The organism is Anabaena sp. UHCC 0399 (assembly GCF_034931465.1).
Classification (GTDB): Bacteria; Cyanobacteriota; Cyanobacteriia; order Cyanobacteriales; family Nostocaceae; genus Trichormus; species Trichormus minutissimus.
In genome coordinates, this window is the sequence record NZ_JAYGGZ010000005.1 from 1 (window position 1) to 12,796 (window position 12,796).

At 44.0% G+C, this 12,796-nt stretch carries 11 protein-coding genes and 1 pseudogene; 2 read left to right on the forward strand and 10 right to left on the reverse strand.

Features of this window, described 5'->3' with window-relative positions:
• The 10 genes and pseudogenes from VB693_RS03830 to VB693_RS03875 form a co-directional block, all read right to left on the reverse strand.
• A partial coding sequence (locus VB693_RS03830; protein ID WP_323265124.1) for a Uma2 family endonuclease occupies nt 1–462 on the reverse strand: 462 nt, incomplete at its 3' end.
• Between the two features lie 64 nt (nt 463–526).
• Complete coding sequence (locus VB693_RS03835; protein ID WP_323265125.1) at nt 527–1,273, reverse strand: Uma2 family endonuclease; 747 nt, start codon at nt 1,271–1,273, stop codon at nt 527–529.
• Between the two features lie 74 nt (nt 1,274–1,347).
• Nucleotides 1,348–1,537: pseudogene (locus VB693_RS03840) on the reverse strand (Ni/Fe hydrogenase subunit alpha); the annotation flags it as partial.
• A 154-nt stretch (nt 1,538–1,691) separates the two neighbouring features.
• Complete coding sequence (locus VB693_RS03845) at nt 1,692–2,306, reverse strand: CP12 domain-containing protein (protein WP_323265126.1); 615 nt, start codon at nt 2,304–2,306, stop codon at nt 1,692–1,694.
• Nucleotides 2,307–2,504: 198 nt separating this feature from the next.
• Entirely contained in the window at nt 2,505–3,050 is a 546-nt protein-coding gene (locus tag VB693_RS03850) for an oxidoreductase (protein WP_323265252.1), read from the reverse strand.
• A gap of 41 nt (nt 3,051–3,091) precedes the next feature.
• Nucleotides 3,092–3,709 (reverse strand): DUF3122 domain-containing protein, encoded by a 618-nt coding sequence (locus tag VB693_RS03855; protein ID WP_323265127.1) that lies wholly within the window; start codon nt 3,707–3,709, stop codon nt 3,092–3,094.
• 57 nt (nt 3,710–3,766) lie between these two features.
• The gene (gene hoxU / locus VB693_RS03860) at nt 3,767–4,483 is read right to left on the reverse strand and encodes a bidirectional hydrogenase complex protein HoxU (RefSeq protein WP_323265128.1); all 717 of its coding nucleotides are present in this window, start codon (nt 4,481–4,483) and stop codon (nt 3,767–3,769) included.
• 43 nt (nt 4,484–4,526) lie between these two features.
• Nucleotides 4,527–5,960 carry a NuoF family protein gene (locus tag VB693_RS03865; protein ID WP_323265253.1) on the reverse strand — a complete coding sequence of 478 codons (1,434 nt, stop codon included), beginning with the start codon at nt 5,958–5,960 and terminating at the stop codon, nt 4,527–4,529.
• 97 nt (nt 5,961–6,057) lie between these two features.
• Nucleotides 6,058–6,570: a bidirectional hydrogenase complex protein HoxE gene (hoxE, locus tag VB693_RS03870; protein ID WP_323265129.1), complete on the reverse strand. Its 513-nt coding sequence runs from the start codon at nt 6,568–6,570 to the stop codon at nt 6,058–6,060.
• Between the two features lie 15 nt (nt 6,571–6,585).
• Nucleotides 6,586–7,122: a universal stress protein gene (locus tag VB693_RS03875; RefSeq protein WP_323265130.1), complete on the reverse strand. Its 537-nt coding sequence runs from the start codon at nt 7,120–7,122 to the stop codon at nt 6,586–6,588.
• 633 nt (nt 7,123–7,755) lie between these two features.
• Here VB693_RS03875 and VB693_RS03880 point away from each other — a divergent pair.
• Nucleotides 7,756–12,180, forward strand: a complete 4,425-nt coding sequence (locus VB693_RS03880; RefSeq protein ID WP_323265131.1) for a response regulator — start codon at nt 7,756–7,758, stop codon at nt 12,178–12,180.
• A 160-nt stretch (nt 12,181–12,340) separates the two neighbouring features.
• Nucleotides 12,341–12,727: a response regulator gene (locus VB693_RS03885; RefSeq protein WP_323265132.1), complete on the forward strand. Its 387-nt coding sequence runs from the start codon at nt 12,341–12,343 to the stop codon at nt 12,725–12,727.
• Nucleotides 12,728–12,796 lie beyond the last annotated feature (69 nt).

Consider the following 12,796-nt stretch of genomic DNA (forward strand, 5'->3'; position numbering starts at 1 on the left):
TAAGGGTTGGTAAACTCTCTGTTGAATAGAAAAACCAGCCCAATCATCTGGGTTAAAGGGGTCATACCAGAAATATTCCGGTACGCGCATTTGATTTTGATAAATCAGCTTTTTCTCGTTTTTATCTGTGGCGGCGGTGCTGTCTGAAAGCAACTCAATCACTACATCAGGTGCTTTTCCTTCTTCCCAAACAACCCAACTTTTGCGTTCACCTTTGGGGACACCTAACACTATAAAAAAGTCTGGGCCTTTAAAGTCTTTATTTCGCACTTGCGCCAGACTGTAGTAGACAAACATATTTCCCCCGACAAACCCATCTTCGCGGTGTGACAACCAAGGAATTAAGGCATCTATGAGTAAGTCCATCTGGGCTTTGTGCCTTGCGCTTTCCATTGGGACACCATCATCATAGGGAAGTTCTGTTTCGGAAGGTGGAAGTTCAATTAAGGTTGTTTTTGACATGGCTGTTCACCAGTGGGTAGCCCGCAGCGAATATATCTATATTATCGGAAAGAATAGTCAAAACTTATTGATCCACAGGTTCAACACCAAGCGATCGCAATTGTGCTATTAATCTTTCAGCACGTTGTCTTTCTTGTTCAGCACGCTGTCTTTCTTGTTCTACAGGAGTTAACACCCAGTTCCCCGTTTCATCATACCAGCGTAACCAAGATTGTTCGACATCTTGATAAATGCCCTGCCAAACACCCAAACCTAACTGAACTTCTGGTATCCAAAAGCGTGATTCAGTTAGTTCTATCTCAGAGTAACTACCACCATCTAATTTAAACATCCTAAATTCATATTTGTAGCGGTCAAAAATAGCGTAATAGGGAATACGCAAACTCTGTTCATACACTTCCCATTTCCTTGGGGGTTGCTCAACATCCCGCAATGTTTGCCCTAAGTCTTCTTTTTCAGTACCAGGAGATAACAACTCCACCACAATAAAAGGATTAACCCCTTCTTGCCAAACTACATAACTTAAACGTAAATCTCGTTGTTCATACAGTCGGGAAACACCCAAAACAGCAAACCAATCTGGTCGCTTATACCACAGTGGATGGCGTGGGTCATAGTAAAGATTTAAATCGCTGGCGGTAAATAGCTCGTCGCTGGGGTAATTTGGCGGACGAAAGGTTTCGTCTAATAGACGGGGTTGCAACAAATGAAACTGATCTGGCAAACCAGGTTCCTCTGGATCTTCGCTCTTGAGATCATACATCGTCGGTAATACTTCTTTCGGGGAAAGTGGCGGGTCAGTTTGATACATGGTGCAACAGTCCTGACTATGAGACTCTTCTATTTTGACACTCCCCGCGATAAATTGACGGGGATTCTTGGCTCACAGACACGCGCCGTAATTCCAGGCATTTCCCACAGGGGACGACCCTCACAAAACTTTTCAAAGCCTCGAAATTCAGTAACATGAAACCGCGCATCGCTGACTTGTCCGGTATCATCCAGGTAGATACTAACTAATTTTCGCGTGTCCTTCAATCCGGGTAACGGGGTCGATGACAATTCGTTTAGACATAAGGGACAGGGAGGGGACCGGTGACAGGGGAAAAGAAAGCAGGGGGAGCAGGGGGAGTAGGGGACAGGGGAGAATTTTCTCAGGACTCAGCACTCGTCACTCAGCACGGGCTAAACGCCCCGCTACCGCTAACAGCACTCAGCACTCAGCACTCCTAAAGGTCATAAAGTCGGGCTTCTAGTGCTTCTGGGTATTCGTCGCTGTAATCTTCAAAGGCTGTTTTGTGAATCTTTTCTGCTCTTTGGTGGGCGATTTCTGATTGCAGTTCCTCGACAACATCCCAAGCGGCGGCGCATTCTTCGGAACGGATACCTTTTTGATCGCAAATGACGCGGGCTTTTTGAATTTCTTCTTGTAACTGTTGCTCTAGAACAATTGTTCGCGGTAGTTCTAGAAAGTTACTGTGAGCTAGGATGTCAGTCAAAGAAATTATTCCTAATAAATCCCCTTGGATAACGGGCGCTCTGTGCAGATGATAATCAGCGAATAATCGAGCTACATACTCTAAACCAAGGTCTGGATTGATGGCGATGCAAGGCTTGGTCATCACCTCGTAAACTCTGACTTTACCAGGGTCTTTACCATAAGCAATGACCTTATAGACAATATCGCTCTCGCTAATGATGCCGTAAGCATCTTGTTCATGGCGACGATCTACAATTAAGGCTCGCCAGTCTCTAGCACGCATTAATTTTACGGCTTCGGCTACAGTGGCAGAACTGCGAATACTTGCCACATCTTTTGTCATTACATCGGCTGCTTTTAACATAATTACTCTGGGTTGGATAGGTGATAGGTGATAGGTGACAGGTGACGGGTGACGGGTGATAGGTGACAGGTGAAATGAGGCAATAGAGGAGTAAGTAGGTAGAAGTTATTCACTGCGTGACGCTAACGCGAACAATTTTGAATTTTGTAGGCGCAAGCCTTGCCGTAGGCTATTTTGAATTTTTAATTGATATGCCCATTACCCAAACTTAATAAACTCTCGTCCAGCTAGATGGGGTATTTCTCCATGCAATAGCGGTTCTAGGGCGGCGCGAATACGTGTGGTTGAGGGTGGACAACCGGGTAAATAAATGTCAACGGGTACTATTGTATGTACGGGTGTCACCTGATCTAGTAACGGCGGTACAATGCCTGGTTCGTGGGGAATTTGAGGATAAAGATCAGCTGTTTGGATATAAGAACGTTCCAGAACAGGTTCAGCACTACCCAAAGGATTACGTAAACCGGTGACATTAGCAGTTACAGCACAGTCACCAAAGGAAATTAATATTTGAGAACGTTCCCTAACAATCTGGATAGTTTCCAAGTGTTCTTCATTAGCGATCGCACCTTCTACCAATACCACGTCTACACCCTCTGGATATTCTTTAATATCTGCAAAGGGACTAAAAACTACATCTGCCTGGGCGGCTAAATCAATCAGCCATTCGTCTAAATCCAAAAATGACATATGACAGCCAGAGCAGCCACCTAACCATACTGTTGCTAATTTCAAGCGAGACATAATAATTCGTAACTCGTAATTCGTAACTCGTAATTCGTAATTCACTCAGCACTCATAACTCTGTGCCATTCTTGGACGACGCGCTCAGGGACGTTGATGTTGATGGAGCGATGACCTACGGTCGGTCGGAGACCATCGCCGGGTAAAGGTATGCTCAAGGTTAGGGGTTCTTGTGGTAGTTGGGGCAAGATATCCTGAAAGTCATACTGGCCAATGGTTGGGGCTGGTGCTTCATCTAAGAAAACATCGGCAGCACTCAAGACTTTACCTGTAGCTGTGGAGATTTTTAAGGGTTGGGGATGAATTAGTTCGGCAGAACCAGGAAACCCTACTAGGCGAAGATTTAAAGTTTGTGCTTGACCGGGATAAACTTGTTTAAACAGCACAACTTGCCAAACTTTTCCTGACTCATCAGCTAATTTTGTTTGTGAGCGATAGAGAATTTCTGCTGTTGCTGTTTTTTGTTGCTCGACAGCCGCAATTACTGTTTCGGTATAGAAGCTTCCTAAACCCAGGAACATAAAAATCGTCAGTATCCCCAACAGTAGCAGCCACCACACAAGACTTTTGAAATAAGTCGGTGACAGACACATAGATGAAAAAGAGGGAATACTCCTGTTGCGGTTGCGCTTGTTTGGTTTTCGGCTGATTGTTGACATCAGATTCACCTCCTAGTGTGGGTGAGGATAGAGCATTGAGGTACAATCTCCTGCTCCCTAAAAATTCCATTCCTGTTTTTCTCGTGCGGTAACTAAAAAATCGAGTTTGGCGCGATCTCGTTTCATTTCGCCGACGCTAGAACCTTGGTAAAATAGTGCGCCTGTGGGACAAGCATTGACGCATTTACCGCAGGAGGTGCAAGTTTGGGAAGTTCCCCAAGGTTGGCTCAAGTCGGTAATAACGTGGGAGTTTGTCCCCCTTCCTGCCATATCCCAGGTATGTGCGCCTTCGATTTCATCACATACACGGATGCAGCGCGTACAAAGAACACAACGGTTATTGTCAAGACCAAAGCGATCATGAGAAACATCAACTTTGCGATCGGGAAAATGGTAGGCTAAACGCACATGATCCATACCCATCTCAATGGCTAGGTCTTGTAATTCACAGTTACCGTTAGCTACACACACCGAGCAGATGTGATTACCTTCGGCAAATAGCATTTCGATAATTGTGCGGCGGTAACTTTGCAGGCGATCGCTATTAGTTACTACTTCCATACCCTCGGTAACTTTTGTCACGCAAGCAGGAAGCAACTTATTCATCCCAGCAATTTCGACCAAACACAACCGACAAGCACCCACATCTCCCACACCCTCTAAATGACACAGTGTGGGAATATGAACACCCGCTTCTTGCGCCGCCTCTAATACTGTTTCTTCCTCTCGTGCGCTGACTAATTGTCCATCTATAGTTAGGGTTTTTACAGACATAATACTAATTCGTAATTAGGATGGGGCAGAAACAAGTCAAAATTCAAAATAGCCTATGGCAAGGAATGCACTTACCACAGGATTCATCCATGCAAAATTCCATGAAGAAACGGGCGACATCTACCATGTTCGTAGTTTGATCCATGACGATCATCCCACCAGAACCCATCATTGAACCCAGACTAGTTAAGGATTCATAGTCTACAGGAGTATCAAAAGCGGAGGCGGGAATACATCCCCCAGAAGGGCCACCTGTTTGTACTGCTTTCGCTATACCACCATCAGGAATACCACCTCCCATTTGTTCAACTATCTCCCGTAGGGAAGTACCCATTGGCACTTCTATTAAACCTGTGTTTTTAATTTTGCCAGCGAGTGCAAACACCTTTGTACCTTTGCTTTTAGCAGTACCGATACTAGCAAACCAATCAGCACCTTTACGGATAATGGGTGCAATATTCGCAAAGGTTTCGACGTTATTAATTAAAGTAGGATGTCCCCATAAACCAGATTCAGCCGGATAGGGGGGACGTGGGCTAGGAAGACCGCGTTTACCTTCGATAGAAGCCATGAGAGCAGTTTCTTCACCGCAAACATAAGCCCCAGCACCGATGCGGATATCAATTTTAAAATCAAAGGGCGACTCGAAGATTTTACTACCTAAAATACCGAGGCGTTGAGCTTGATTAATGGCAGTTTGCAGACGTTTGATCGCGGTGGGATATTCTGCCCTTACATATATATAACCTTGACTTGCACCGACAGCATAACCTGCGATCGCCATTCCCTCTAATACTCGATGAGGATCACTCTCTAGCACACTCCGATCCATAAATGCACCTGGATCTCCCTCATCGGCGTTACAGATCACAAATTTGCGCTCTCCTTTCGCCTTAGCCACCGTCGCCCATTTCAAACCTGTGGGATAACCTGCACCACCCCTTCCCCGCAAACCACTGCGGCTAATAGTATCCACAACCTCAATTGAGGTCATATCCCGCAGCACATGATAGAGAGCCTGATAACCGCCAGTAGCAATGTAAGATTGAATCCGTTCTGGGTCAATTTTGCCACTATTCTCTAAAACAATCGGCATCTGGTGTGTAAAAAAAGGCTGGTCTAAATTCACTACCGACAGCTTTGACTCTTTTCCTTTCAGCGTCTCAATAATCGCCGGCGCATCTTCTGGAGTAACTTTTTCATAAAGGGTATCTGTTAAGAATTTGGACTCGTCGTTCCCAGTTCCTACTCTCTCAACTTCCACCAAAGGCCCCTGACAACACAAGCGCATACAACCCACGCCAGAGACTTGTACTTCTGTCTCTAAACCTTCTGCTTTCACAGCTGCTTCTAGTTGTTGTTTAACCGTTTGGGAGTTAGCCGACAGACAACCAGCCGCCGTACAGCAACGGATTTGTACTGGTTTGGCTTGAGAACGTTCTTGTCGAGAGATTCCTAATAATTCAGTCAGTTCCATTTTTTCTAACAACTCTCCAAAAGAGGACACCTCGCCTCTCTACCAATTCAAAATTCAAAGTTAACAATCCCCTCTATTCCCTGTCCCCTGTCACCTGTCACCTGTCACCTATTTTCAGCCACCCTTGTACACGTTCAGCCACTGATTCCGGAGTTTGATTGCCTAAAACTGTCCCATCAAACACCACCGCCGGCGCAATACCACAAGCACCCAAACAGCGTGCTGTGAGTAGCGATAATTGACCATCAGCAGTAGTTTCTCCCGTGTGGATGTGAGTTAATTGTTCTAGATTTGCCAAAATTGCTTGAGAGCCTTTGACATAACAAGCCGTACCTGTACACACCACACAGCTATGAGTGCCTTGTGGTGCTAAGGTAAACAAATGATAGAAGGTTGCTACCCCATAAACTCGACTAGGCGGTAGTTTCAGGCTATGGGCAATATACAGCAATAAATCATTTTCTAAGTAGCCAAAGAGTTCTTGAGCCTTATGGAGAATTTCAATCAGTGCATCTTGTTGATACTGATGACGCTTGAGAGTTGCGTCTAGCATCTTCAATCTTTTATCTCCACTAGGATGAGTCTGATGTGGTGGTGATGTAGTTTTCATTCTCCCCTATACCCTCTACACTGATACCTCTTGGGGTTTTTGCAAGTCGTCTTGAGAGTTTGCTTGTTCCTTCACTGGAAAATGCACTATGTGAACTGAACAAGGAGCATGGTGCAGGACATAGTTACTTACACTACCCAAAAAAAATTCTTTCAACCCGCCTAGACCCCTGTGTCCCATAACGATTAAATCAGCATTCCAGGTAGCCGCTAATTTACAAATTGTGCGTCCAGGACTACCCAAGATTTGTTGAAATTGTGTGGGGACTCCTGCGGTGTTCGCTTTAGCACTGTAGGATTGCAATATTCTCACACCTTCATCTTTAAAGCGATCCCATTCTTTTTGATATACCTCAAAGCTTTGACCGCTTAGTCCTGGATAATAGTCATAACTAGACACCATCGGGATGTTAGGACTGCCATATTCTTCTGGTGACAAGATGTGTACTAACAGCAAGTTACCTTGGGTGGCTTTTGCTAAAGCTAATGCTTGCTCAAAAACCTGTTGTCCCATTTCTGAGCGATCCAATGCGACTAAAATGTTTTTCAGCATATAGACCTCTGTAAGTATTTATTTGTGAGGTTTTTGGTTTTAAAAGGAAGTTCTTCTAGTAGTTAGTTTTAGTGAGAGGGGAGAAGGGAGAAGGGAGAGGTGACAGGTGATGGGTAACAGGTGGTAAGGAAGAAAGTAACTAATACCTACTCAGCACTCACTTCTTTGCCTCTCATTATTGTTTATATGACAACAAGTTGAGGAACTTGTGAAGAAAGCCGTAACTCTTATCGGAGTTTTGTGGGGAACAATATCCCTTGGTTCTTTTATCGGTCTGATTTCTGTGGCTTTTAATCATCATTAGTGAGAGCCAAGAACCCCAGTTTTTTGGCTCTCGATGCTCACAAATTAAATAGGACTGCTATGTAGCGATCGCATAATGGCATAATATTCTTGTAAAGCAATATAATCTAAGTGCTATTTTTTGATAACAACATCTGTCCAATGCTATATTTCAAGACTCATTTCATCTATTTCTAAAGATTGATAAATGTTGATATTTATGAAATAATATTAATTGTCAGGAGATAGATAATTTAAAATATTTTTAACTCGCCAATATTAATACTTTAATTTCTCACACAAAGATAGAAAAATATTTCAGTTTTATTATTTATTAAATTAAGATTTAATATGAAAATTTTAATTGTAGAGGATGACGAATTAAATGCCTATGCACTGAGTACCGTCCTCACAAATCAAAACTATGTGGTGGAAGTTGCTGGTGATGGTAATGCTGGTTGGGATTTAATAGAAACGTATGACTATGATTTAATTCTTTTAGATGTGATGCTACCCAAGCTAGATGGGATAAGTCTTTGTCGGCAAATTCGCTCTAGTGGCAGACAAATGCCAATTCTGTTGTTGACAGGTTGCGATAGCAGTCATGAAAAAGCTATTGGTTTAGATGCGGGTGCTGATGATTATGTAGTCAAACCATTTGAAGCAGAAGAATTAGTAGCCCGGATACGTGCGCTATTAAGACGCAGTGGGACAATATCACAACCAATACTAGAATGTGGTAATTTGCGGCTCGATCCTAGCAGTTGCGAAGTTACCTATGGACAAAGTTTGCTATCACTAACGCCCAAAGAACATGCTCTATTGGAATTATTTTTGCGAAACCGTCGCCGGGTGTTTAGCTGTAGCATGATTCTAGAGCATCTCTGGTCTTATGAAGATACTCCTAGCGAAGAAGCAGTCCGCACCCATATGAAAGGATTGCGAATGAAGCTGAGAAATGCGGGAGCATCAGGGGATTTAATTGAAACAGTTTACGGAATTGGTTATCGACTCAAATCACAGGAAGAGGGGAAGAGGGGAACAGGGGCGCAGGGGCGCAGGGGCGCAGGGGAGAAAGGAAAATCTGCATCTGTTGGGAAGTCTCAGTCAGATTCAACGCTGACAGGAATAGCGGGAATTTGGCAGAAATTTTATGGCCGAGTGGATGAACAAGTTAGAGTCCTAGAGCAAGCGGCAACAGCACTGAGTCAAGAGGCTTTAAATTCAGAATTGCGGTTACAAGCAAGACAAGAAGCTCATACATTAGCAGGTTCTCTCGGTACGTTTGGTTTACCGGAAGGCTCAAAGTTAGCACGCAAAGTTGAGCAGGTGTTGAAATTAGATACAACTTCGACACCAACAGAAATTAGCAAATTACAAAAGTGGGTGAAGTTATTGCGCCAAGAAGTCGCATCGCAAAAACCAGCCGGAGATTCTTCAAAATCTACAACTAATTCACTTCCCTTAGTGTTGGTAGTTGATAGTGATGTTGTTTTAGTTGAACAGTTAACACAAGCATCGGTTGGTAGAGAATTCCAATTAACTACTACCACTAATCTAGAGCAAGCCAGAAATGTACTGTACCAAGAACATCCTAGTATAGTTCTGCTAGACCCTAACGTTACTATCCATCAAGAAGATAGCTTACATTTTTTAGCTGAACTTGCCCAACGCAAACCACCTGTACCAGTGGTAGTTTTTACAAAACAGACAGATTTTCAGCACCGCTTGCAACTAGCGCGTCAAGGTGAACATACCTTTTTACAAAAACCCCAACCTACAGGCGAAGTTTTAGAAGCGATCGCTAAAATCATACAACAAGTTCCCAATGGCGCAGCCAAGGTATTAGCTGTAGACGATGACCCCAAAATTCTCGCCTTATTGCAAACTCTCCTCCATCCTTGGGGGCTAAAAGTTATTACCCTAGATGATCCCCGGCGTTTTTGGGAAACATTAAAAGCCGAAACTCCAGACTTGTTAATTCTAGATGTGGAAATGCCCTACACCAACGGCATAGAACTCTGTCAAGTAGTTCGTAACGATGCCCAGTGGAGTGAGTTACCAATACTATTTCTCACAGTCCACAGTGATGCTGAAATCGTCAATCAAGTCTATAGCGTAGGTGCTGACGATTTTGTCAGCAAACCCATCGTTGGGCCAGAATTAGTAACGCGCATTATTAACCGCCTGGAACGGGTGAAACTGTTAAGGCGGGTAAGTCAGAAGGAAGTAGGAGACAAGGTAGATAAGGTAGAATTTCTACCCCTGCCCCCTACTCCCAGTCCCTTCTTCACCGACGGACGCGCCATCTTTGATGCTGAACCAGAGTGCGTCAAAATTGTGGCGGCTGATGGCACTTTATTAGAAATTAACCCAGCGTGTTTGGCAGCATTAGAGACAGATAACGCCACCGCCGTGGTGGGTAAATCTGTGTATGATCTGATTGTCCCCGAATACAAACAGGCATTTCGTCACCTCAATGAGAGTGTTTGTCAAGGCCAAAAAGAGAGTCTGGAATTTGAGATAATCACTTGTCGGGGTCATCGTCGCTGGATGGAAACTCACTCTGTCCCTTTACGTAACGCCGCAGATGGTAGCTGGGTACAGTTGGCAATTACACGGGATATTACCAATTACAAACAAGTCCAAGCAGAAGTTCAGCGCGTCAATCGCACATTGCAAACCTTGAGTGGTTGCAATCAAGCATTGATTCGTGCCAAAAATGAAGATGACTTACTCCATCAAGTATGCGAAATTATCATCAAAGTTGGTGGTTATCGCCTCGCCTGGGTAGCCTACGCCGAGAATAATCCTCAACAAGATATTAAACCAGCCGCCCAAGCCGGCTACGAAGATGGATATCTGCAATCTCTCCATTTGACTTGGGCAGATACAATTCGGGGTCAAGGGCCAACTGGTACAGCTATCCGTACAGGCAAAACTACAATTATTCAAAATATTTTGGCTGATTCCCAGTACGAAATCTGGCGTTGTCAAGCGATGAATCAGGGTTATGCTTCTTCAATTGCTTTGCCTTTAATAGCTAATGGTCAAGCCTTTGGCGCATTAAATATTTATGCGGCTGAAGCGGATGCTTTCAATGTGAATGAGGTGAAACTGTTACAAGAACTGACAGCAGATTTAGCTTATGGAATTTTAGCATTACGCAATCAGCGCGATCGCCAACGAGCCGAAGCAGCCCTCAAAGACAGTGAAGAAAGTCTAGCCCTCGCCATAGAAGCAGTTAACTTAGGGATTTGGGACTGGAATCTCACCACCAACCAAATTACTTGGTCTGATGGTCATGCCCGATTATTTGGGATGAAACCTAGTACCTTCAATGGCTCTTATGAAACCTTTAAAAACTGTGTTTTTCCAGAGGATTGGCCTGCTTTAGAGCAAGCATTTCAGGATGCCCAGCACCAAAAAACCGATTATAATCATGAATTCCGCGTAGTCTGGTCAGATGGTAGCATCCACTGGATTGAGGGAACAGGTAAACTGTACTACAATGAAGCAGGCAAAGCTGTACGAATGCTGGGTACAGTCAGAGATATCAGTAATCGTAAGCAAATCGACGCTGACCTAAAAGCCGCTAATAACGAACTAGAATTAAGAGTAGCAGAACGTACTGTTGAGCTAGTTAATGTCAATCGCCAGCTACAATCACAACTTGATGAACGCCAACAGATACAAGAAGCACTGCGGATTTCCCAAATCAGATTGGCACGCATTTTAGACATTGCTGACGATGCCATTATTTCCATTGACGCTAGCCAAAAAATCACCATCTTTAACCAGGGTGCAGAGAAAATTTTTGGCTACTCTGCCGAAGAAATTATCGGACAGCACCTGAATGTTCTCTTACCCCAGCGTTTTGCTGAGGCACACCGTCAGCACGTTTCTGGCTTTGGACAATCTCCCAGCTTGGCACGACGCATGGGAGAGCGGCGGGAAATATATGGTTGTCGCAAGGATGGGACGGAATTTCCGGCAGAGGCTTCTATATCGAAGCTATACATGAATAGCGAAGTATTTTATACAGTAATATTACGTGATGTTACAGAACGCAAACAAATCGAGCGCATGAAAGATGAGTTTGTTTCTGTAGTCAGCCATGAACTGCGTACACCCCTGACCTCAATTCACGGCTCATTAGGAATGCTCACCAGTGGATTGTTACTAGCAGACTCAGAACAAGGTAAACGCTTGCTACAAATTGCTACCGACAGCACAGAACGCCTAGTCCGCCTGATTAATGACATCCTCGACATTGAAAGAATTGAGTCAGGTAGTGTGAAGATGGAACGCGAAACCTGCAACCTGACAGACTTGATTGAGTCATCTGTCAGTATTATGCAGCCCTTGGCGAATAAAGCCGGAGTTAAACTATCAATTGATAGCCCATCAGTAGAATTATGGGTAGATACCGATCGGGTTGTGCAAACGATAACTAATCTGCTGAGTAATGCCATTAAATTCTCGCCACCGGAAAAAACAGTCTGGCTAGTAGCTCAACAGTACGGTGATGAAGTCTTGGTGACAGTCAAAGACAACGGACGCGGTATTCCGGCTGACAAAATCCATAGTATCTTTGAGAGGTTTCAACAAGTCGATTCTTCAGATTCACGCAACCATGACGGTACAGGTTTAGGCTTGGCTATTTCCCAGAGTATCGTCCAACAGCATGGAGGACGGATTTGGGTAGAAAGTGTTGTAGGTGAAGGTAGCAGTTTTTACTTTACCTTGCCAATTTTACCGAAAAGATGGGTCTAAAGCCCCGTCCTTATAGGACGGCTTTTTATTATATAAAGACTTAAGCTAGGAGATACAGAGTTTTTAACTAAAGGACGTGTCACCACACCCAAAAATTTGAACAACGAGTTATAGAACTACTGCAACGAATTACTCACAACCAAAAAGAGGACAAGCCATCGTGAAAACCAAGCGAATTTTAGTGGTTGATAACGAGCAGTATATTCAAGAAGTCGCCAAAGTCTGCTTAGAAACAGTAGCAGGCTGGGAGGTGGTGACAGCTAGTTCTGGTCAAGAAGGTATCAATCAAGCTGAGACTTACCAGCCAGATGCTATTCTTTTAGATGTGATGATGCCTGATATGGATGGAATCGCTACCTTTGAGAAATTGCAAGCTAATCCAGCCACCAAGGCAATCCCCGTAATTTTATTAACCGCCAAAATCCAAGCTTCTGACCGTCGCCGCTACTCTCAATTGGGAATGATAACAGCGATCGCTAAACCTTTCAATCCCTTAGAATTAGCCGGTCAGGTAGCTACAGCACTAGGTTGGAATTTAGATACATAGATAGTCATTAGCTTTTCTCCTCTGCCCCTATACCTATGTCAGCTTCAATGCTTGTATAGTAACAACTAG

Excerpts from the sequence above, each read along its gene's own strand:
- VB693_RS03835 (WP_323265125.1), bottom strand. The coding sequence starts at position 1,273 with ATGTATCAAACTGACCCGCCACTTTCCCCGAAAGAAGTATTACCGACG.
- VB693_RS03845 (WP_323265126.1), bottom strand. The coding sequence starts at position 2,306 with ATGTTAAAAGCAGCCGATGTAATGACAAAAGATGTGGCAAGTATTCGC.
- VB693_RS03850 (WP_323265252.1), bottom strand. The coding sequence starts at position 3,050 with ATGTCTCGCTTGAAATTAGCAACAGTATGGTTAGGTGGCTGCTCTGGC.
- VB693_RS03855 (WP_323265127.1), bottom strand. The coding sequence starts at position 3,709 with ATGTCAACAATCAGCCGAAAACCAAACAAGCGCAACCGCAACAGGAGT.
- hoxU (WP_323265128.1), bottom strand. The coding sequence starts at position 4,483 with ATGTCTGTAAAAACCCTAACTATAGATGGACAATTAGTCAGCGCACGA.
- VB693_RS03865 (WP_323265253.1), bottom strand. The coding sequence starts at position 5,960 with ATGGAACTGACTGAATTATTAGGAATCTCTCGACAAGAACGTTCTCAA.
- hoxE (WP_323265129.1), bottom strand. The coding sequence starts at position 6,570 with ATGAAAACTACATCACCACCACATCAGACTCATCCTAGTGGAGATAAA.
- VB693_RS03875 (WP_323265130.1), bottom strand. The coding sequence starts at position 7,122 with ATGCTGAAAAACATTTTAGTCGCATTGGATCGCTCAGAAATGGGACAA.
- VB693_RS03880 (WP_323265131.1), top strand. The coding sequence starts at position 7,756 with ATGAAAATTTTAATTGTAGAGGATGACGAATTAAATGCCTATGCACTG.